Origin of the sequence: Rothia sp. P5764 (assembly GCF_048512965.1) — a bacterium.
Lineage (GTDB): Bacteria > Actinomycetota > Actinomycetes > Actinomycetales > Micrococcaceae > Rothia.
Window position 1 is genome coordinate 83,226 of sequence record NZ_JBLXXQ010000002.1, and the last position, 21,484, is coordinate 104,709.

Annotated in this window: 13 protein-coding genes and 1 tRNA gene; 8 read left to right on the plus strand and 6 right to left on the minus strand. The window is 56.1% G+C overall.

Annotated elements, in window-relative coordinates; translation table 11 throughout:
- Positions 1 to 127: 127 nt before the first annotated feature.
- Together gltB and ACN08Y_RS04100 are read left to right on the plus strand one after the other, a co-directional pair.
- Positions 128 to 4,825, plus strand: coding sequence for a glutamate synthase large subunit (gene gltB, locus ACN08Y_RS04095; protein ID WP_419111914.1), 4,698 nt, complete (start codon positions 128 to 130; stop codon positions 4,823 to 4,825).
- A complete protein-coding gene (locus ACN08Y_RS04100; RefSeq protein ID WP_419100449.1) occupies positions 4,818 to 6,281 on the plus strand; it encodes a glutamate synthase subunit beta in 1,464 nt (487 codons plus the stop codon). The genes gltB and ACN08Y_RS04100 overlap by 8 nt, the downstream gene beginning before the upstream one ends.
- Before the next feature lie 76 nt (positions 6,282 to 6,357).
- Here the strand turns inward: ACN08Y_RS04100 and ACN08Y_RS04105 are convergent, their stop codons facing one another.
- Complete coding sequence (locus tag ACN08Y_RS04105; protein WP_419111915.1) at positions 6,358 to 6,918, minus strand: flavodoxin domain-containing protein; 561 nt, start codon at positions 6,916 to 6,918, stop codon at positions 6,358 to 6,360.
- 38 nt (positions 6,919 to 6,956) lie between these two features.
- Positions 6,957 to 7,544, minus strand: a complete 588-nt coding sequence (locus ACN08Y_RS04110) for a flavodoxin domain-containing protein (protein ID WP_419111916.1) — start codon at positions 7,542 to 7,544, stop codon at positions 6,957 to 6,959.
- Positions 7,545 to 7,881: 337 nt separating this feature from the next.
- On the opposite strand from ACN08Y_RS04110, the gene pyk reads away from it, so the two are divergent.
- Complete coding sequence (gene pyk / locus ACN08Y_RS04115) at positions 7,882 to 9,351, plus strand: pyruvate kinase (RefSeq protein WP_419100446.1); 1,470 nt, start codon at positions 7,882 to 7,884, stop codon at positions 9,349 to 9,351.
- A 578-nt stretch (positions 9,352 to 9,929) separates the two neighbouring features.
- Here the strand turns inward: pyk and ACN08Y_RS04120 are convergent.
- A tRNA-Leu gene (locus tag ACN08Y_RS04120) sits at positions 9,930 to 10,012 on the minus strand.
- Positions 10,013 to 10,279: 267 nt separating this feature from the next.
- Here ACN08Y_RS04120 and ACN08Y_RS04125 point away from each other — a divergent pair.
- Positions 10,280 to 10,894 carry an ANTAR domain-containing response regulator gene (locus ACN08Y_RS04125; RefSeq protein WP_419100445.1) on the plus strand — a complete coding sequence of 205 codons (615 nt, stop codon included), beginning with the start codon at positions 10,280 to 10,282 and terminating at the stop codon, positions 10,892 to 10,894.
- 396 nt (positions 10,895 to 11,290) lie between these two features.
- Here ACN08Y_RS04125 and ACN08Y_RS04130 read toward each other — a convergent pair whose 3' ends face one another.
- Together ACN08Y_RS04130 and ACN08Y_RS04135 are read right to left on the minus strand one after the other, a co-directional pair.
- On the minus strand, positions 11,291 to 12,559 hold the full coding sequence (locus ACN08Y_RS04130; RefSeq protein WP_419100444.1) for a dicarboxylate/amino acid:cation symporter: 1,269 nt from the start codon (positions 12,557 to 12,559) through the stop codon (positions 11,291 to 11,293).
- An 89-nt stretch (positions 12,560 to 12,648) separates the two neighbouring features.
- On the minus strand, positions 12,649 to 13,080 hold the full coding sequence (locus tag ACN08Y_RS04135) for a PaaI family thioesterase (RefSeq protein WP_419111917.1): 432 nt from the start codon (positions 13,078 to 13,080) through the stop codon (positions 12,649 to 12,651).
- Between the two features lie 115 nt (positions 13,081 to 13,195).
- On the opposite strand from ACN08Y_RS04135, the gene polA reads away from it, so the two are divergent.
- From polA to ACN08Y_RS04150, 3 genes are all read left to right on the plus strand, one after another.
- Entirely contained in the window at positions 13,196 to 16,027 is a 2,832-nt protein-coding gene (gene polA / locus ACN08Y_RS04140) for a DNA polymerase I (RefSeq protein ID WP_419111918.1), read from the plus strand.
- A 320-nt stretch (positions 16,028 to 16,347) separates the two neighbouring features.
- A complete protein-coding gene (rpsA, locus tag ACN08Y_RS04145; protein ID WP_419110502.1) occupies positions 16,348 to 17,808 on the plus strand; it encodes a 30S ribosomal protein S1 in 1,461 nt (486 codons plus the stop codon).
- A 394-nt stretch (positions 17,809 to 18,202) separates the two neighbouring features.
- Entirely contained in the window at positions 18,203 to 19,819 is a 1,617-nt protein-coding gene (locus ACN08Y_RS04150; protein WP_419111919.1) for an inorganic phosphate transporter, read from the plus strand.
- Between the two features lie 88 nt (positions 19,820 to 19,907).
- Here ACN08Y_RS04150 and ACN08Y_RS04155 read toward each other — a convergent pair whose 3' ends face one another.
- Positions 19,908 to 20,597 carry an IMPACT family protein gene (locus ACN08Y_RS04155; protein WP_419111920.1) on the minus strand — a complete coding sequence of 230 codons (690 nt, stop codon included), beginning with the start codon at positions 20,595 to 20,597 and terminating at the stop codon, positions 19,908 to 19,910.
- A gap of 84 nt (positions 20,598 to 20,681) precedes the next feature.
- Between ACN08Y_RS04155 and coaE the strand changes: the two genes are divergently transcribed.
- Positions 20,682 to 21,296, plus strand: coding sequence for a dephospho-CoA kinase (gene coaE, locus ACN08Y_RS04160; RefSeq protein WP_419111921.1), 615 nt, complete (start codon positions 20,682 to 20,684; stop codon positions 21,294 to 21,296).
- The last annotated feature ends 188 nt before the right edge of the window (positions 21,297 to 21,484 follow it).

The window sequence follows — 21,484 nt, forward strand, 5'->3', positions numbered from 1 at the left end:
CAGCGAGGAGACCACCGACCAGTCAGGCTGCCACTGTCCTAGCAGAACCGAAGAGACTCTCGTGAGACTCAGGCGGGAATGTCTATCCAGCGGCGGCACCCGAACAACGTAAGTAGGAATGGCCCCCATGAGTCACACCCCGATCGGCGGTGCAGCACACGCTGCAGAGAACCTTACCCAGGAGTTAACCCTGGATCACGCGCCCTCACCCTTTACCACTTTTGCCTCTATTCCAGAGGCTCGGGGGCTCTATCACCCCGAGAACGAAAAAGACGCCTGCGGCCTGGCAATGATTGCAACTCTGCGCGGTGAACCTGGACATGACATTGTCGACTACGCGCTGACCGCCCTGCGCCGTCTTGAACACCGAGGCGCTGTGGGCGCTGACGAGGGTACCGGTGACGGTGCAGGTATCCTGCTCCAGATCCCCGACACTTTCCTCCGCCAGGCAGTGGACTTTGAACTTCCTGCACTCGGCAAGTACGCCGTAGGTACAGCTTTCCTGCCCACCGGTGGTAACAACGCCACCGAGCTCATGGAGGGACTCACCCAGATTGCAGAACGTGAGGGCTTGCGCGTATTGGGCTGGCGCGAGGTGCCAGTACGGGCAGAGATTGTAGGTAAGGCCGCCCGTGAGGTCATGCCCCACTTTGTGCAGATGTTCATTGCCGAAGCTAGCGGTGAAGATCTGGATGCCGTCAATGCCCCCTTCACCGGGCATATCCCCATTATCGACCTGGATGAAGACGCCGAACGTCGCCAGCTTGACCAGAAAGCCTTCCGCGTCCGTAAGCGTGCCCAGCACAAGCTGGGTGTCTACTTCCCGTCATTTTCATCGCGCACCATTGTCTATAAGGGCATGCTGACTACTGCTCAGCTTGAGCCTTTCTACCCGGATCTTTCTGACCCGCGTTTTGCCACCAAGCTGGCTATTGTTCACTCGCGTTTTTCGACCAACACCTTCCCCTCGTGGCCGCTTGCTCAGCCTTTCCGCACTATTGCCCATAACGGTGAGATTAACACGGTCAAGGGTAACCGCAACTGGATGCGTGCGCGCCAGTCGCAGCTCAAGTCCCCGGTCCTGGGCCGCAACCCCGAAGAACTCTTCCCCATTTGTTCTGCTGGCGCATCTGATTCCCAGAGCTTTGATGAGGTCGCAGAGCTGTTGATGCTGGCTGGCCGTTCAGCTGCCCAGGTACTCATGATGATGGTGCCCGAAGCCTGGGAAAACCACGAGACCATGGATGAGGACCGCCGTGCTTTCTACCGCTACCATTCATCGCTCATGGAACCCTGGGACGGCCCAGCGGCTATCGCCTTTACTGACGGCGATAACGTGGGTTCGGTACTTGACCGCAACGGTCTGCGACCGGGCCGCTACTGGGTGACCGATGAGGGCCTGGTTATTTTGGCTTCTGAGGTCGGCGTAGTTGATATACCCGAAGAGAAGATTATCGAAAAGGGGCGAGTCTCGCCGGGCAAGATGTTCTACGTGGACACCAAGGCTGGCCGACTGGTTCCCGACGAAGAGGTTAAGGCAACTATTGCTGCGGAACAGCCCTGGAAGCAGTGGGCTGATGAGAATATCGTTAACCTCTCGGATTTGCCCGAGCGTGAGCATATTCGTGCCTCCCGCAAATCTATCCTTAAGCGTCAGCAGACTTTTGGTTACACCGAAGAGGAACTGCGAAAGATCCTTGCCCCCATGGCTAAGACCGGGGCAGAACCCATCTACGCAATGGGTACCGACACCCCTATCGCGGTACTTTCTAGCCGTCATCGCCTGCTCTTTGACTACTTTGTCCAGTCCTTTGCCCAGGTAACTAACCCGCCCTTGGACTCAATCCGCGAAGAGCTGGTAACCAGTCTTAAGACCTCAATTGGTGCAGACGGTAACCTGCTCCGTAAGGGAAGGGTCAAGGTTCAGCATGTGGGCCTGGACTTCCCTGTTATTAACAACGATGAGCTCGATAAAATCGCCCATATTGAGGACGAAGACGGTATGCCCGCCGCCCTCAAAGTGGCTGGCCTGTACCCTGCCCACGGTGGGGAAGAGGCCCTGCGAGCCCGCCTGGCTGAGATCTGCGAGAAGGTTTCAGCTGCTGTTGAGCGCGGCGTTCAGTTCCTGATTCTTTCGGACCGTAACTCCAACGGGGCCTGGGCACCCATTCCTTCCCTGCTGCTCACCAGTGCGGTTCACCACCACCTGCTCCGTAGCGCTACCCGTACCAAGGTCGCCCTGATCGTAGAAGCCGGTGATGTGCGCGAAGTCCACCACGTAGCCACCCTGATCGGCTACGGCGCATCGGCTGTCAACCCCTACCTGGCCATGGAATCGGTTGAAGAGCTAGTAGCCCAGGGAGAGATTACCGGGGTTACCGAATCTGAAGCTGTCTACAACCTGATTAAGGCACTGGGTAAGGGGCTACAGAAGATTATGTCCAAGATGGGCATCTCAACGGTTGCCTCCTACTGTGGCGCGCAGACCTTTGAAGCTCTGGGCCTATCCCAGACCCTGGTTGACCAGTTCTTTACCGGTACCCATTCACAGATGGACGGTGTAGGCCTGGATGTGATTGAAGCCGAAACCCGTAAGCGCCACAGCGATGCCTACCCTGATGACGGCGTATCGGTGCCCCACCGTGCACTCGAAACCGGCGGCGAATACGACTGGCGCCGTGACGGCCCGCCCCACCTCTTTAACCCGGAAACCATTTTCCGTCTACAGCACTCCACCAAGACCCGCCGCTACGATATCTTCAAGTCCTACACCCAGCGGGTGGATGACCAGGCTAAAGATCTGATGACTCTTCGCGGCCTCTTGAGCTTCACCCAAGACCGTCAACCGGTACCGATTGAAGAAGTTGAGCCTGTCTCAGAGATCGTCAAGCGCTTCTCCACCGGTGCAATGTCCTACGGATCAATCTCCCGTGAAGCCCACGAGACGCTGGCTATTGCCATGAATAAGCTGGGCGCTAAGTCCAACACCGGTGAGGGCGGCGAGGACGTTGAGCGTCTGCTTGACCCCGAGCGTCGCTCAGCTATCAAGCAGGTCGCATCGGGCCGGTTCGGCGTGACCTCTCTCTACCTGACCAAGGCTGATGACATCCAGATCAAGATGGCTCAGGGCGCTAAGCCCGGCGAAGGAGGCCAGCTTATGGCCGCTAAGGTCTACCCCTGGGTGGCCGCGACCCGCCACTCCACCCCGGGTGTCACCCTGATTTCACCCCCGCCGCACCACGATATCTACTCCATTGAGGATCTAGCCCAGCTCATCTACGACTGCAAGCGCGCCAATCCGAGCGCTCGCGTCCACGTCAAGCTGGTATCAGAGATCGGTATCGGTACCGTGGCCGCAGGCGTGACTAAGGCTAAGGCCGACGTTGTGCTGATTTCAGGCCATGACGGCGGGACCGGTGCGGCTCCGCTCAACTCTCTCAAGCACGCAGGTGCCCCCTGGGAACTGGGTTTGGCCGAAACGCAGCAAACCCTCATGATCAACGGCCTACGTGACCGCGTGGTCGTTCAGGCAGATGGCCAGCTCAAGACCGGCCGCGATGTCATCATTGCCGCCTTGCTGGGCGCAGAGGAATACGGTTTTGCTACCGCGCCCCTGGTCGTTGAGGGCTGCATCATGATGCGCAAGTGCCACCTGGACACCTGCCCGGTGGGTATCGCAACCCAGAACCCCGACCTGCGCGCCCGCTTTACTGGCAAGGCCGAGCACCTTATCAACTTCTTCGAGTTCATTGCTCAGGAGGTTCGTGAGTACCTGGCAGCCCTGGGCTTCCGTTCATTGGACGAAGCTATTGGCCACGCCGAGGTCCTTGACACTTCAGGTGCCATCGCCCATTGGAAGGCCGAAGGTCTTGACCTGAGCAAGCTACTGGCCTCAACAGCCGTCGAATACCGGGGGCAGGGAATCCGCCACCTGCGCGACCAGGACCACGAACTCGATGCCCATATCGATAACCGCTTTATCGAAGCCTCTGCCGCAACGTTCGAGAGCCGTCAGAAGGTCACCATTGACTCAGCCGTGGTCAACACGGACCGATCCGTAGGAACCATGCTAGGGCACAAGGTCACCAAGACTTTCGGTATCGACCTGCTCGAACCCGACTCCATCACCCTCAATCTCAAGGGCCAGGCCGGACAGTCTCTGGGCGCATTCCTTCCCCAAGGCGTGACCATCCGACTGACCGGTGACTCTAATGACTACGTCGGTAAGGGCCTCTCCGGGGGCCGTATCGTGCTCAGCCCGGACCCCGCCGCACCCCTTGTTGCTGAAGAAAATGTCCTAGCGGGTAACGTCATTGGCTATGGCGCTACCAGCGGCCAAATGTTTATCCGCGGTATCGTGGGCGAACGCTTTCTGGTTCGTAACTCCGGTGCAACAGCGGTGGTTGAAGGTATCGGTGACCACGGATGTGAATACATGACCGGTGGAACCACCCTGATACTGGGCTCAACCGGCCGTAACTTCGGTGCGGGTATGAGCGGTGGCGTTGCCTACGTCCTAGACCTGGATATGACCCGGGTCAATAAGCAGGCACGGGAATCAGGTGAACTCACCTTCCTTGAACCCTCAGCCCAGGACCGCGACCTCATTACCGACTTGCTGACCCGCCACCGCCAAGAAACAAATTCAAGGTTGGCGGCCACCCTGCTGGCCGATATTGAGGGCACCTGCGCCCGCATTACCAAGGTACTGCCCCGCGACTTCGCCGCAGTACAGGACATCCGTGCCGAGGCTAGCGCTCGCGGCCAAGACGCCGAATCCATGAAGGTTTGGAACAAGATTTTGGAGGTGACCGCTTGTGGCTGATCCCCGCGGTTTTCTAAAGGTAACCAGTCGTCAGGACCGCCCTAAGCGCCCGGTGCCAGTGCGTATTTTGGACTGGAATGAAGTCCAGGTTCAGCAGAACTCGGCTGTGCTCAAAACCCAGGCCTCCCGATGCATGGATTGTGGTGTTCCTTTCTGCCACCTTGGGTGCCCCCTAGGCAACCTGATTCCTGAGTGGAATGACCTGACCTGGCGCGAGCAGACCGAGAAGGCTGTTGAACGCCTTCACGCGACTAATAACTTCCCGGAGTTTACCGGTCGTGTTTGCCCAGCTCCCTGTGAGACCTCGTGCGTGCTGGGTATCAACCAGCCCGCCGTGACTATCAAGCAGATTGAATACTCTATCGCAGAGCAGGCATTTGAGGGCGGCTACATTGAGCCGATTATGCCCGACCGCATGATTGATAAGACTGTTGCTGTGGTGGGTTCTGGCCCTGCCGGTCTTGCCGCTGCCCAGCAGCTTACCCAGGCTGGTTTTACGGTTGCTGTCTTTGAGCGTGACGACAAAATTGGTGGCCTCTTGCGCTACGGCATCCCGGACTTTAAGTTGGAAAAGCAGATTCTTGACCGCCGTATCGCGGTTATGGAGGCCGAGGGCACCCGTTTCCGCACCGGCGTTGAAATTGGTCAGGACATCTCCTGGGATGACCTCAAACGCCGCTACGATGCTGTTATCGTGGCAACCGGAGCAACAGCCCCCCGTGCTCTGCCTATTCCCGGTGCGGATCTTGAGGGCGTTCATTTTGCCATGCCCTACCTGACCCAGGCAAACCGGGTGGTAGCTGGTGACCTAGAAGCGCCCAGTATCGACGCCGCTGGTAAGAATGTTATTGTTCTGGGCGGTGGCGACACCGGTAGCGACTGTATCGGTACCGCTGTACGCCAAGGCGCTGCCTCTATCACTAACCTGGCGATTGGTCTCCAGCCACCTACAGACCGCCCCGAAGATGAACCCTGGCCCATGTTCCCCAAGGTCTTTGAAGTCTCCTCGTCACACGAAGAAGGTGGTGAACGCAACTACCTTGTCTCGACCCTTGAATTTGTGGGGGAGAACGGTAAGCTCACAGGCTTGAAGGTTGCCGATACCCAGTACCAGCCCGACGGCCGTCGCCTGCCCAAGGCCGGGACCGAGCGTATCATTCCAGCCGACCTGGTCTTCTTGGCTCTGGGCTTCACAGGCCAGGAGAGCGACACCATTACTGCCCAGGTGGGTGCTGAACTTGATTCGCGTACCAACGTTGCCCGCGACGAGAATTACATGACCGATGTTCCCGGTGTATTCTCCTGCGGTGATGCCGGCCGAGGCCAGTCACTGGTGGTCTGGGCTATCGCGGAGGGGCGTGCCTGCGCTGCGGCAGTGGAGAAGTTCCTGACCGGATCTACCCAGCTCCCGGCTCCGGTTGCACCCAGCGATCGCGCAATTAACCTTTCGGTCTAACAGGCACAGAGTTTTCACGTAAAAAGGCCCTGGCCCCTAGAAAGTAGGGGCCGGGCCTTTCATCTTTATAAAAGAACTAGGACAGCGCGGTTTTGAGTGCTGTTACAAGCGGTTCTATTTGCTCTGGGCTGGAGTAGTCTACCGTTTTAGCGGTGAAGCTATCGAGCATTTGCTGGTTAGCCAGCGATTTGCGGGGGATAGCGGCAATGGCAGAGCGGATCCCAGCAAGTGCGGCTTTGTGTTTGAGCGATAACCTGGTGTGGTCCAAGCCCCCGCGAACGTGGCAGGTGCTGATAGCGTGGCTGACCAGGATTTCTTTAATATTCTTGGACAGCATGGCATCGAGCTTTTCTTGGCTCCCGCCCTCTAATCCGCTAAAGGAAACGGTAAAGAGGGCTAGGGGCCGCTGAGCGAGTAGGCCAGCGTGCTTCTTGAGAGCACTTGCACCGGTGAGAAATCCGCCGTAGTCACTCAGACCCGCAACAACTGCATCAGACTTTTCAATGGCAGCTTCAGTGAGGTCTTCGACGGGCAGGAGCTCACAGCGGTAGCCGCCTCCGAGCTGTTCGCTAATCCAGTGAGCGTATCGTTCGGTGTGCCCGTACTGACTGGCGTAGGTAATAAGGACAGTTGTCATGGTGCGGGTTTCCCCTTCAGTTCCTGTGGTGCTTGGTTTTAGCCCTTGCTATCGTTCAGGTAGGTCTTGACCTGCTCTACCAGGGGATCGATCCACTCACGGTTGGTGTAGTCTCCACCGCCGTTATCAAAGGATTCAATCATCTGGCGGTTAAATTCGTTTTGGTGAGGCTTGAGCCTTAGGGCGGTACGTACACCGGCTAGGACAGTCTTGTGGGTCGTAGACATGTTCTTAAGGTCTAGACCGCCGCGGAAATGGTAGGCGGGGTGGCCTTCAGCTACGTCGGCCTTGTAACTCTTCATGATTTTGTCATCAAGGTAGGAGCGGGGGTAGACCTCGGTGCCGTTGAAAGAGACGGTGAAGAAGAGACGGCGGGGTACCTTGAGCATTGCTTCACGGCGTTTGCGGAGTGTGGGGGCGCCGGTGAGAAAGCCTCCCAGGTAGCTAGCGCCAACAATCAGGATATCTGCCTGTTCAATGAGTTCATCGGTTGCTTCGGCAATGGGGGAGAGTAGCACGCTTGGTGCAGATTCTAGGGCTTCCAAATCTTCAGCAATCCAGCGGCAGTACCGTTGGGTATGGCCGTAGGTTGAACCGAAAAGGATAAGAACAGTAGGGCTGGGCATAGGGACCTCTCACTTATGGGTGCCGTATCGCGAGTATGAAACAGTGTTCAGGGTACGCCCTCATTTTAGCCCGCACAAGGGCAATGTAACCCTTAGCCCTAAAATATTGGAATACTGACTGAATATGTGTGTTTTTGTGGGAATTGGGTGGGGGAAGGGCTAAAAAGTGGTGGAGGACTCCATAAAAACCTCACAAAACAAAGTATACTAGGTGGTAGACACGTTGGTTTCAGACTATCGCTCTGTGAATGCCTTGGTAGTTAGTGAGCGGGTAACCGCGCACTTGCAGAAGCCACGTCATCAGGTTCTCAGACCCCTACAAACCTAAGGTTGATTGATGAGACGCGCAAAGATTGTTTGCACCATCGGCCCTGCAATTTCAGCTCCCGAGAAGATTGCCGCGGCTATCGAAGCGGGCATGAACGTCGCCCGACTAAACATGAGCCACGGTGACCACCAAGTTCACACTGACTCATACGCAACTATCCGCGAGCAGGCCGAAAAGCTTGGTCAAAACGTGGCAATTCTTGCCGACCTTCAGGGCCCCAAGATTCGTTTGGAAACTTTCAAAAACGGTTCAGAACTTCTTGAGCCCGGCGATACTTTCAAGATTACTACCCTAGATGTTGAAGGTAGCAAGGAGATCTGCGGTACTACCTTCAAGGGCCTACCCGGAGATGTTAAGCCCGGCGATACCCTCTTGATTGATGATGGCAAAATCCGTCTTGAAGCCATCGAGGTTAACGAAACCACTGTAACAACCCGGGTGGTTGTCGGGGGCCCGGTATCCAACAACAAGGGTATTAACCTTCCAGGTGTTGCTGTTTCTATCCCCGCTCTGACCGAGAAAGACGAACGCGACCTGCGTTTCGCCCTCAAACTCGGCGTAGACATTATCGCTCTTTCCTTCGTGCGCTCTGGTGATGACATCAAGCGCGTACACGAAATCATGGAAGAAGAAGGCCGAAAGATCGCGGTTATCGCTAAGGTTGAGAAGCCCCAGGCTGTTGAAAACCTGCAGGATATCGTTGATAAGTTTGACGGTATCATGGTTGCCCGTGGTGACCTCGGCGTTGAGTTCCCCCTCGAAGAAGTGCCCCTGGTGCAGAAACGCGCGATTGAGTTAGCTCGTCGCTGGGCAAAGCCCGTTATTGTGGCTACCCAGGTTCTTGAAACTATGATTCAGAACCCCACTCCCACCCGTGCAGAAGCCTCTGACTGCGCCAACGCTATCCTCGATGGTGCCGACGCTGTGATGCTTTCCGGTGAGACTTCTGTGGGTAAGTACCCTATCATCACCATTCAGACCATGGCCCGTATCATCAAAGCAACCGAAGAGCGTGGTCTCTTCCGTGTTCCTGAGCTTGGTACTTCACCTAAGACTCGCGGTGGCGCTATCACCCGCGCAGCTGTCAACATTGCTGACCAGCTCGACGTCAAATACATGGCAACCTTCACCCAGTCCGGTGACACTGCTCGCCGTCTGGCCCGCCTGCGTCCTGCTAAGCCCGTTCTGGCGCTTACCCCTGAGCCCTCAGTTCGTGCTTTCCTCTCACTTCTGTGGGGTGTTGAAGCGGCAGTGGCACCGACTGCTCGTGACACCGATGAAATGACTGCTGTTGTGGACCGCTTCATGCTGGCTAACGGCCTTGCAGAGCCCAACGACCTGATCGTTATGGCCGCCGGTTCGCCTCCCGGGGTTGCCGGTTCAACCAACAGCGTTAAGGTCCACCGCGTGGGTGATCTGGACGATGCCGGGGCGATTCTTCCCGAGGCTCGTGAAACGGTTGGCCCTTTCCACGACTAATAAGCCTTGAAATAACCTAAAGAAGCTCCGCCTGCCCTTCTAGGGTGGGCGGAGCTTGCTAATAACCGTCCTGGCGCTCAGCGCCTGGTGATGGCGACCGGTAGATGCTCAAGCACAGCCTGTGGTGCCCGTATTGTTAGCTCAGAAGGGGGGGCGTGCCAGATGGCGCGCCGCAACCGGGTATAGGCCTATCTCGGTGACTCAGGATTAAGCGCATTAGTCTTGAATTAAACCACCGCAGGAACCACAAGAATAAAACTAGGTGATTTTGTCTCCCCACCGATCCACCTCTTGGCTTATATGTGGAGGGGCGGATTTTCTCTGGGCGGGTATCAGCCAATCTCCAGACGATAAAGACTTCCCCTGGTCAAGAAGCTTTTCTGCATATTGGTATATAACTTCATGGGAGAGCCAGCGACCTGCCCATATGGCCCTAAAAAGCCCCCGACCGGGCTGTCTACCAGGGGCGGGGGCATTTTCTAATGCTTGCCACGGTGTTAAGTATGGGGTGCTGTGTCAACAAAAAACCCTCTCCTGTCAACAGGAGAGGGTTTATAACGCTTTGACTAGGCGTTTTATGGTGCCCAAGGTGGGACTCGAACCCACACTCCGAAGAACCGCATTTTGAGTGCGGCGCGTCTGCCAATTCCGCCACTTGGGCAAGCGGTTAAAGCTCTTCTACCTTACATGTTTCGGCACAAATATGCCAATCCTTGAGTCAAGAGGTGGGCAGCCTCGTGCGGTGACCTGTAATTCGGTGTCTTGCTCTCTGGAATCTGTGCGATTCAGAAGGCTATGGGAGGGGTATTATAGGTAAGAAAGGGTCGGCCCGCTTTACCTCGTTTTACGGGGTAAACGGGCGGTTTGCATGTGAATATCAAGGCACCGTAAACCCCCACACAAGCAGAAACCATAAAAGGAGCGGGAGATGTCGGAGCAGACTATCCAAGAGCCTGAGACCTACGAAGAAAGGCCGCAACGAACAGTTGTTGTTGCTGAAGATGAAGCCTTAATACGCCTCGATATCGTTGAGATTCTTAAAGACCAGGGCTATCAGGTAATAGCCGAGACCGATAACGGTAAGAAAGCGGTTGAACTTGCTGAGGAACACCGACCAGACCTCGTCCTGATGGACGTCAAGATGCCCATTATGGACGGTATCGCCGCAGCAGAACTCATTAATGAGAAGCAACTAGCACCCGTTGTTTTGCTGACTGCCTTTAGTCAGAAAGAGTTAGTGGACAGGGCGACAGAGGCCGGCGCGATGGCCTATGTGGTCAAACCTTTTACCCCCAACGATCTAGTACCCGCTATTGAGGTTGCTATCAGTCGCTACGAGCAGATTCGTGCGCTCCAAAGCGAAGTTGCAAATATCAAGGATCAGTTCGAGACTCGTAAGCTAGTCGATCGCGCAAAGTCGCTCCTGATGACCCGCATGGGTCTGAGCGAGCCTGAGGCCTTCCGTTGGATTCAGAAGACTTCTATGGACCGCCGCCTTTCTATGCGTGATGTCGCGCAGACTATCGTTAAGCAGGTCCAGTAGGGTTAGCTCCTAAGCGATACGAAGCCCGCCTAAACAGCTCGTGCAGTCTAGGCGGGCTTATTTATGGGGCAGGCAGTTTGAAAGCTTCAGTAGCTGTATGAGGTGATAGCTTTTCTCAAGAGCCATCATTCTTGACGCCGATTCCCCACAGAGTCAGTGCAGCAAAGAGGGTAACCCCGGCCCACCACAGACCCCCCTGACTAAGGGCGGTAGCAGTGATAAACAGCGTAAGAATCAAAAAGATATTGCCAAGCATTTTTCGGTGCCGGGGGTTCATCGGTAGCCTTTCGAGTGGGATCGATACAATCGTTTGATTATCTACTTTACCCGGTCAAGAGAAAGGTCCGGCCCCCTGCACTTGCAGGGGGCCGGACCTCATCGTATTGGAGCTACTTCTTAGTGAGAAGCGGCAATAGGCCTATGGGATGCTTCTGCAGTGGGCAGGTCGTCTTTATCGGCACCGAAAACTTTAGCTACACGCTCAGTCAATGATGCAATTGCAGCATCACCGGTCACGTTCGTAGCAGTACCGAAGGAGTCCTGCGCCAGGTAAAGGGCAATCATGAGGGCAATCATGGACTCATCGAAACCCAGCATGGACTGGAGCAGGCCGATTGCGGTCATAACCGCACCACCGGGAACACCGGGAGCGGCAACCATCATGAGACCCAGCACCAGAACCACGGGAATCATAGCGGTGAAGCTCAGTGACCCGCTGGTCATATAAACAACAGCTACAGCGCACGATGTAATGGTAATCATTGAACCGGAGAGGTGGATGGTTGCGCAGAGGGGGATTGCAAAATCAACAATTTTGCCCTTGATACCAACATCCTTAGCTGAGGCGACAGTCACGGGGATGGTTGCTGCCGATGACTGTGTACCGATAGCGGTGAAGTAGGCGGGCAACATGCCGCGCAGCATCTTGACGGGGTTACGCTGAGTAAGGGCACCTGCCAGGGTGTACTGGATAGCCAGCATAATCCAGTGCAGGGCAATAACCATGACAAAGACCTTGCCGAAGACAGCTAGAATCTGACCTACCTGGCCGGCCATGGTCATGTTGGCAAAGACACCCACGATGTGTACGGGCAAGAGCGGGATAATCACGTAGGACAGCAGTCGCTCGATGATGACCTGGAAGTCCTGGAAGAGGTTGAGCATGTTCTTGGTCTTGAGCGCTGTAATACCCAGGCCAAGAATGAAAGCCAGAATCAGGGCGCTCATAACGGACATAATCGGGTCAAGAGTAAAGGTGAGGTAGCCCGCAGAAAGCGCTTCTTCGGGGTTCTCAAAAGCAGTGAGCTGCTGCCCTTTTAAAATGATGGGGTAGAGAAAATGCGCAACGGTGACTGCCAAAAAACCGGCAGTAACAGATGAAGTGTAAGCCAGGCCGACGGTTGTGCCCAGGAGCTTACCTGCGCCCTTGGCTAGCGAGCCGATACCCGGCACGATGAAGCCAATGATAATGAGCGGAATTGCAAAGCTCAGGAAGGCGCTAAATACGGTGGAGAATGAGACAAAGAGCTGTACCACGAAATCAGTGGGAATTGAGCTACCGAGTGCCCCGTTGATGCCGGCGATAGCGCCGGGCGTGAAGGCGCCGATGAGGATACCGCCGATGATGGCGACGATAATCCACACGAGCAGCGGAATCTTCTTCATAAGGGTTTCCTTGTGGTTGTGTGGTCTTTTATGTGCTTGTGTTACCCCATGAGTGTACAGGACAAGGTCCCTGAATTTCTGGTGCTGAACTAGGAGGCAGGTACATCAATTATTTTGTTAGTGATGCGGGCTGTTGCGATGAGTTTGCCGGTCTTATCGGTGATTTCAATAGAGTGAACGCATATACTCCGCCCCAGGTGCACAGCGCGGCAGGTTCCGGTCACTAGCCCTGCTCGCGCAGGCCGTACATGCGTGATGTTCAGGTCAAGGCCCACCGCCGCCCGCCTGCTTCCGGCCACCAAAAGATTCGCGGCACAAGAACCTAAAGTTTCAGCAAGAACCGCTGATGCGCCGCCGTGCAGTATACCTGCTGGCTGTGTGTTACCAGCCACGGGCATGGTAGCAACTGTGAGCTGGGGGTCGGCCTCAAGAATCTCAATGCCCAGTTTCTGTGCCAGGGAACCTGCCCTGATGCTTGCAGCTGCGGGCTTGTCCTTGGGGGGCGCTTGGGTACTGTCCATTGCTTGTTTCCTCCACTGTAATCTGAGGGCTCTTTGAACACCCTTTATCTATAGTAGGTGAGAATAGCTGCCAAGAACGGAAGCTGTCTGGGCACCGGCTAGGGTGGGCTGTAGGATGGGGAGGGTGACTACTACACCTGAAACTTCAGCAGATAACCCCCAGAAACTGATGCTGATTGATGGCCATTCACTGGCTTTTCGATCTTTCTATGGGACTCCCGTCGATGTCTTTGTTAACGCTCAAGGCCAGCACACCAACGCGGTACACGGCTTCCTCTCTACTCTCATGAGCCTCATTAAGACTGAACGGCCCAGCCATATCATTGTTGCTTTTGACCTCTCCGGTGGCACATTCCGTACCGAGGAATACGGCGAGTACAAGGGCGGGCGTAACGAAACTCCCGAAGAGTTCTACGGGCAGATCGAGCTGATCCAAAAAGCCCTCACCGCGCTGAATATCCCATCGGTGACCCTGCCCCGCTATGAGGCTGACGACATCGTGGCAACCTATGCCCGCCAGGGCCGCGAAGCAGGGTTCCAGGTGCAGATTGTTTCGGGAGACCGCGACGCTTTCCAGCTGGTCACCGATACTGTAACCGTGCTCTACCCGGTCACGACCGGCCCCACTAAGGGGATTCGCTACATGACCCCGGCTGCTGTAGAAGAGAAATATAAGGTTGCACCCCACCTTTACCCCGACCTGGCCGCCCTCACCGGGGAACAGGCCGATAACTTACCCGGTGTACCCGGGGTTGGCCCCGGCTTCGCCGCCAAATGGATTAACGAATACGGTGACCTTGCCGGTGTGCTCGATAACGCAGATAAGATCAAAGGTAAGAAGGGCCAAGCCCTCCGTGACCATGTTGAGGACGTTCTGCGCAACCGCCGCCTCAACCGTCTTGTTGATGATCTCGATCTGCCTGTTACCCTGGCCGATGCGGACCACTACGGCCCTAACCAGGAAGAACTGGATGAGCTCTTTGACTACCTGGAGTTCAACTCAATCCGTAAGCGCATGGCTGAGCTCTTTGAATCAATGCTACCGGCTGAACCGGCTATTGAAATCTCTCTCAAAGCTCTTGACACTGTCAGCACGGCACAGGATCTAACGGACTTCCTGGCCCAGGCTCCCCAGAATATAGCAGCGGTGGAGCGGGGGAGCCAGGTGCCCGAGCGTCTTGCCCAGGCGGTTACCCTCTACCCCGTCATCGATCGTGAAGCCCCCGAAACCAGCCCAGCTCACGGGCAGGGCTTACACGGCCTGCTTCTGCTTGCAGGGCATACCGCCATCTATCTTGATGTTCCGCTTGCCGATGCCAGCTTGCAGGCCAAGCTGGGGGACTGGCTGGCAGATTCCAATGCACCCAAGATTGTCTTTGACGCAAAACAGGCCTACAAGACCCTAGACGCCGCAGGACTACCCCTTGCGGGTGTAGTTGAGGACCCGCTCCTTTCCTCATACGTCTGTGGTTTTATTCCCACGGCCCGGCGGCGAGGCTTCCAAGACATGCTCGAAGATTTGAGCCGGGACTACCTCAACCAAACTTTCCCCGCTGAGCCGGAAGGGGCCGACCAGGGCGAGCTGTTCTCCCTGGAACCCGCTGTAGATTTGGACTACCAGGGCAACGTCGCGCGCTACATTCAAGAACTGGCCTACGCCCTGCACCGGGACCTGGTCGCCAAAAACCAGCTGGGGCTTTACCAAGAGATTGAGCTACCAGCAGCAAGCGTCCTAGCGCGTATGGAAATCGCCGGTGTAGCGCTGGATGCCGGAAACGTCACCGAGCTCAAGAACTACTACGGCGAGCACGTTACCCGAGCTACCGAAGCCGCATACCAGGTGCTGGGCCACGAGGTCAATCTGAGCTCACCCAAGCAGCTCCAAGGCGTCCTCTTCGATGAGCTGTCGCTACCTACCACCCGCAAACTTAAGAGCGGCTACTCAACCGATGCTGACTCCCTCCAAGGAATCCTCAACCAGGTGGATCCCGAAAGTCAGGGTGCCCAGTTTCTGGCTGAACTCCAGACCTACCGTGACTACACCAAGCTCAAGCAGACCGTTGAGGGGCTTGAGAAGGCAAGAGCGGTTGACGGACGTATTCACACCAGTTACCAGCAGAACGTGGCTGCCACCGGGCGGCTGTCCTCCACTGACCCCAACCTGCAGAACATTCCGATTCGCACGGAGGAAGGGCGAAAAATTCGAGACGCCTTCGTCGTTGCACCCCAAGCGGTTGACGGTGTGGACTACGTCAGCCTGCTGACAGCAGACTACTCACAGATCGAAATGCGAATCATGGTGCACCTGTCTAACGATGAGGACCTCATCCAGGCCTACCAAGACGGGGAAGACCTTCACCGATTCGTAGGTGCCGAGGTCTTCGGCGTGGCCCCAGAGGACGTCACGCCCGAGATGCGCTCAAAGGTCAAAGCTATGAGCTACGGCCTAGCCTACGGTCTCTCACCCTTCGGGTTATCCAAGCAGCTGGGAATCTCCGTCGATGAAGCCACCAGCCTGCGAAGCACCTACTTCCAACGCTTCGGTAGAGTGGGGAAGTTCCTCCGCTCAATTGTTAAAGAAGCCCACAAGACCGGCTACACCGAAACCATGTTCGGCCGCCGCCGCATCCTGCCGGATCTGCAAAGCTCTAACAGGCAGAGAAGGGAAGCCGCTGAACGTGCCGCCCTCAACTCACCTATCCAGGGAACAGCAGCCGACATCATCAAAATCGCCATGATTAACGTTGATGCACGGCTCAAACATGAGGGGCTTTCAACCCGTATGCTCCTCCAGGTACACGATGAACTTATCCTCGAAGTCGCTTCCGGTGAAGAGGAAGCTGCTGAACGTATCCTCACCGAAGAAATGAGCGGTGCTGCATCCCTACAAGTTCCGCTCGATGTTCAGGTCGGCTGGGGCCGCTCCTGGCACGAAGCTGGACACTAACAAAACCCAAAAGCTACCCCCGGAATCAGGCAGAGTCCGGGGGCAGCTAACTTTAAGACCAACATCACGTGTCAAAGCCCTCAACACATGGCCAAATCGCGGGTCAAACCGTTGACCCACAGATAGCTACCCCCTAGACTTGAACCTGTGCGCTTACTACGTCTATGCGTAGAAAACGCACAGTTAATTTGTCCGTATCAACGCTCAGCGCAGCGAACCACATATTTTCCTACCCTCGGAACTACCCCGGTAGCACCAAGAAGCTAAGAAAATATCTGCACTGACCTAGAAAAACTATCCATATTGGAGCCCTACTCTCTATGAGCACCAACATTCCTCAGGTTGCAATCAACGACATCGGTACCGAAGAGGACTTCCTCGCAGCTGTCGACGCAACCATCAAGTACTTCAACGATGGCGATCTCGTGTCCGGCGAAGTTGTCAAGGTTGACCACGACGAGGTTCTGCTCGACATCGGTTACAAGACCGAAGGCGTCATCCCCTCACGCGAACTTTCCATCAAGCACGACGTAGATCCCGACGAAGTTGTTTCCGTTGGTGACACTGTTGAAGCTCTTGTCCTCACCAAAGAAGACAAGGAAGGCCGCCTGATTCTCTCCAAGAAGCGCGCACAGTACGAGCGCGCCTGGGGCGACATCGAAAAGGTCAAGGAAGAAGACGGCGTCGTTACCGGTACCGTCATCGAGGTCGTCAAGGGTGGTCTCATCCTCGACATCGGCCTGCGTGGCTTCCTGCCCGCTTCACTCGTCGAAATGCGCCGCGTCCGCGACCTGGCACCCTACATCGGCCAGGAAATCGAAGCCAAGATCATCGAGCTCGACAAGAACCGCAACAACGTCGTTCTATCACGCCGTGCATGGCTCGAGCAGACCCAGTCAGAGGTCCGCTCAACCTTCCTCAACCAGCTCGAAAAGGGCCAGGTTCGTACCGGCGTTGTATCCTCCATCGTTAACTTCGGTGCATTCGTTGACCTCGGCGGCGTTGACGGCCTCGTCCACGTATCCGAGCTCTCCTGGAAGCACATCGACCACCCCTCAGAGGTTGTCGAAGTTGGCGACGAAGTTACCGTTGAGGTGCTCGAAGTTGACCTGGACCGCGAACGCGTCTCCCTGTCACTGAAGGCTACCCAGGAAGATCCCTGGCAGGCATTCGCCCGCACCCACGCACTGGGTCAGGTTGTTCCCGGTAAGGTCACCAAGCTCGTACCCTTCGGCGCATTCGTTCGCGTTGAAGACGGTATCGAAGGCCTCGTCCACATCTCCGAACTCGCAGTTCGCCACGTGGACCTGGCAGAGCAGGTTGTCTCCGTTGGCGACGAACTGTTCGTCAAGGTCATCGACATCGACCTCGAACGCCGCCGCATCTCCCTGTCACTGAAGCAGGCCAACGAAGGTGTTGACCCCGAGTCAACCGAATTCGACCCCGCTCTCTACGGCATGGCAGCAGAATACGACGACGAGGGCAACTACAAGTACCCCGAGGGCTTCGACCCCGAGACCAACGAATGGCTCGAAGGCTTCGAAACCCAGCGCTCAGCTTGGGAACAGCAGTACGCCGAAGCCCAGACCCGCTGGGAAGCACACAAGGCACAGGTCGCCAAGGCACTCGAAGCCGACGCAGAAGCCGCAACTGCAGCTCCCGCATCAGCACCCGCCGAAGCAGCACCCACCTCATACTCATCCGACAAGCCCGCCGAAACCGGCACCCTGGCATCAGATGAGGCACTTGCGGAACTCCGCAAGAAGCTGACCGGCAACTAATTCTTGGCTAGATGGTTGCGGAGTTCCGATTCCAGCGAAGATTTGTTTCCTCGCTCGCTCGGAATCTTCGCTTCCATCCCCGCAAGAAGCTGACCGGCAACTAATTCTTGGCTAGATGGTTGCGGAGTTCCGATTCCAGCGAAGATTTGTTTCCTCGCTCGCTCGGAATCTTCGCTTCCATCCCCGCAAGAAGCTGACCGGCAAGTAAACAGCCCGTCAAGCTACCAAGGGCCCTCCCCACCAAGTATGGGGAGGGCCCTTTGCATGCACTATCACCCCGATAGTTCATGCAAAGGCTAGCGTCAGTTAACCATTTGTTAACCTTGTGCACAGACTATTAACAGGGCTCCAAGTGCGCCCTCAAGCCAAACCAAAACTCTATGAAGGGGGCCCTGTGGATTCCAGCGCGAATTCGGGTTCAGATCTTGCAACTCCTGCCTTACAACGAGACACCACCGACAAATGGTGGCACCTGGGATTCGGCGGGCTCATGGCTGTGGCATTCACCCTGTTTACCTTCTGGTCAGTTAGCTACGTCGACCAGCCCAGCCAGGCCATGATCCTAGGTGTAGCAGTTCTCCTAGGCCTCTTCATGGCCTTCAACATCGGTGGCAACGACGTCGCTAACTCCTTCGGCACCAGCGTTGGTGCCGGGACTCTCACCATCAAACAGGCCCTGCTCATCGCAGCTGTCTTCGAGGTTTCCGGTGCCGTTATCGCAGGCGGGTCAGTCACCGGCACAGTCCGCAGCGGTATCGTAGATCTAGGGGCCATAGACCTGGCACCCATGCAGTTCGTCTACATCATGATGTCAGCCCTCCTCGGTGCTGCCATTTGGCTACTTGTCGCAACCCGCATGGGCTGGCCGGTATCCACCACTCACTCCATCATCGGTGGCATCGTTGGTGCTGCCCTGACCACGGGCTTCACCACCGGCGCCGGGGGCCTGGACATGGTTCAGTGGAGCAAGATCGGCCAAATCGCTCTCTCCTGGGTCATCTCGCCCGTTCTCGGTGGTCTCTTCGCCTGGCTTCTCTTCGGCTTTATCAAGAAGTACATCCTGGGCTATAACGAAAAAATTGATGCCGCCATGCTCGAACTGAAAAAGCGCATGGAAGAAGAGCGAGCCACCCACACCCCGCACGTTGGCTTCCAACGCATTACAGACCTGCAGCAGGATGCCTACTCCAACGCCATGCTTCGCAAGAAAAAGTTTAAGCTCAAGAAGCTGGACCCCGATGCACCAGAAAGCGAATACTACCGCCAGGTCCATAAACTTGATAAGAAAGCAAAGAGTAAGGACTCCCACCGGGCCCTTGAAGTTTACGTCCCAGTGCTGGCAGCAGCCGGATCTGTTCTTATCACAGCCATGCTACTTTTCAAGGGGCTCAATAAACTCAACCTGGGCATCTCGTCCATGGGTAACATCCTGATTATGGTCATGGTAGCTGTCATTACCTGGGTCAGTGTCACTATCTTCGCACGCAGTCTTCAGCATCAAGAACTCTCCCGGGCAACCTTTACTATCTTCGCCTGGCTCCAGGTATTTACCGCTGCAGCCTTCGCCTTCAGCCACGGCGCTAATGACATCGCTAACGCGATCGGTCCTTTCGTGGCTATCCTCGACGTACTGAAAACCGGTCTTATCGCCAAGGAAGCTATCGTTCCCTTCCCTGCCCTCATCACCTTCGGAGTTGCGCTGATTGCCGGGCTCTGGTTTGTGGGCCGCAAGGTCATTGCTACGGTAGGTCACGGTCTAACCAAAATGCACCCATCATCAGGCTTTGCTGCGGAGCTAGCGGCTGCAGGTGTGGTCATGGCAGCGTCGGTTCTCGGTCTGCCGGTCTCCTCCACCCACATTCTGATTGGTGCGGTTCTCGGCGTCGGTATTGTCAACCACTCCGCCAACTGGAAACTGATGCGCCCCATCGCCCTGGCCTGGATTATCACCCTACCTATCTCAGCCGCAATCGGCGCCGGTGGCGTTCTGATCATCTCTGCCCTCTTCTAAAAACTGGATGCCCAAAGCCCCGGTAAGTCCCTCCAAGCCAGGCTTACCGGGGCTTTGCCCTATCTGGCAGATCTACAGATAGATTGTTCTAGGGCCTATCAACCCACTCGGTGCCTGCCCACTCGATATGGTAAGCACCGGCTGAAATCTGGGCCAGCATATCCTCCGTCCTTGCCTGTAGCTGCGAATCGTCAAAGACAGCCACCGTAATTTCGGCATGGGAGGCGCTGTAGTCTGTTCCCAGCACAGCGTAGCCCTGCGCTCGTAAATCGTTCTCTAATCGTCCAGCCTCGGAATGGGGGACGCTGATAAGACCCAGTCGGAGACGTTCTCGGGGGGTGAGCCGGGCGGTATCGAGGGCAGCGGCGACAGCCTCTGTGTAAGCTCTGACCAGCCCACCTGCCCCCAACTTGATACCACCAAAGTAGCGTACTACCACAGCACAAATATCTGAGAGGTCAGCTGCTTGCCCCTCTCGGCCTTGGGCCCTGCGGGCCAGCAAGGCCTGCATCATGGGCACCCCGGCTGTACCAGCGGGTTCACCGTCATCACTAGAGCGCTGGAGGTCACGGTCTGCCCCTATGATAAAGGCGGAACATACATGCCGGGCATCGTGGTACTGCTTGCGTTTAGATTCGATAAAGGCGCGCGCCTGGGGCTCAGACTCAACTCGGAGTAGATAGCAGATAAACTCGCTTCGTTTGATCTCAAGGAGATGACGGACCGGCTCCTTGCTTGCAAGTACGGTATAGCGGTTGGCGCGGGTTTTATCACTCATGTGTCCATTCTAAAGTGGCCCGGGAAAGCCGTTAGGCTAGGAAACGGAACTGGCACAGCACATAGGTAAGAGGAAGAGAAGACAATGGTTATTCATATCGGTCTGACCGGGGGAATCGGTTCCGGTAAATCAACGGTGGCTCAGATCTTGGTCAAGCTGGGTGCTACCCTGATTGATGCCGATGCTATCGGTCGTGACTTGATGCAACCTGGTCAGCCTGTGTTTGCTGAGGTTGTGCGTGTATTTGGGCAGGGTGTGCTGGCTAAGAACGGTAGCCTTGACCGTGCTACCCTGGCCTCACTGGTTTTTGCTGATGAGAGCAAGAGAGAGAAACTAAACTCCATTGTTCATCCGGCGATTCGGGTTCAGGCCCAGCGACAGAGGGATAAGGCCGCAGAAAAGCTGGGGCAGAGCGGGGTCATTGTTGAAGATATTCCCCTGCTGGTTGAGACGGGGCAAGCTAACCGTTTTGATGGTGTGATTGTGGTTGAGGCTGACCCAGCGGAGCGGCTCAGACGGCTGGTTGAACTCCGAGGTATGTCAGAGGCTGATGCCCTTGCACGCATGAATGCGCAGGCTACCGACCAGGAACGCCGCGCTCTTGCTACCTGGGTCATTGATAACTCCGGTTCGCTTGCAGAAACGGAGGAACAAGTAGGCAGGGTGTATGGAAAAATCACGGGGAGAGAGTTCTCATAGAGTTATTTATGCAGTCAGTCGATGGGGTGCAACTGTGAGAAAGATCTGTTCTGACTAGTATTGACGGGCGAGAACGGGCCTGTGTCTAAAAATCAAGTGGCCTGGGTATGCAGTGGAAATACAATATAAAGCTGACTTAGTATTAAAGGCGTTGCCTAGATATTGGGTGGCACCTCTGCGGCTGGTGG

Excerpts from the sequence above, each read along its gene's own strand:
- gltB (WP_419111914.1), top strand. The coding sequence starts at position 128 with ATGAGTCACACCCCGATCGGCGGTGCAGCACACGCTGCAGAGAACCTT.
- polA (WP_419111918.1), top strand. The coding sequence starts at position 13,196 with ATGGGGAGGGTGACTACTACACCTGAAACTTCAGCAGATAACCCCCAG.
- coaE (WP_419111921.1), top strand. The coding sequence starts at position 20,682 with ATGGTTATTCATATCGGTCTGACCGGGGGAATCGGTTCCGGTAAATCA.
- ACN08Y_RS04155 (WP_419111920.1), bottom strand. The coding sequence starts at position 20,597 with ATGAGTGATAAAACCCGCGCCAACCGCTATACCGTACTTGCAAGCAAG.
- ACN08Y_RS04135 (WP_419111917.1), bottom strand. The coding sequence starts at position 13,080 with ATGGACAGTACCCAAGCGCCCCCCAAGGACAAGCCCGCAGCTGCAAGC.
- ACN08Y_RS04110 (WP_419111916.1), bottom strand. The coding sequence starts at position 7,544 with ATGCCCAGCCCTACTGTTCTTATCCTTTTCGGTTCAACCTACGGCCAT.
- ACN08Y_RS04125 (WP_419100445.1), top strand. The coding sequence starts at position 10,280 with ATGTCGGAGCAGACTATCCAAGAGCCTGAGACCTACGAAGAAAGGCCG.
- ACN08Y_RS04130 (WP_419100444.1), bottom strand. The coding sequence starts at position 12,559 with ATGAAGAAGATTCCGCTGCTCGTGTGGATTATCGTCGCCATCATCGGC.
- rpsA (WP_419110502.1), top strand. The coding sequence starts at position 16,348 with ATGAGCACCAACATTCCTCAGGTTGCAATCAACGACATCGGTACCGAA.
- pyk (WP_419100446.1), top strand. The coding sequence starts at position 7,882 with ATGAGACGCGCAAAGATTGTTTGCACCATCGGCCCTGCAATTTCAGCT.
- ACN08Y_RS04105 (WP_419111915.1), bottom strand. The coding sequence starts at position 6,918 with ATGACAACTGTCCTTATTACCTACGCCAGTCAGTACGGGCACACCGAA.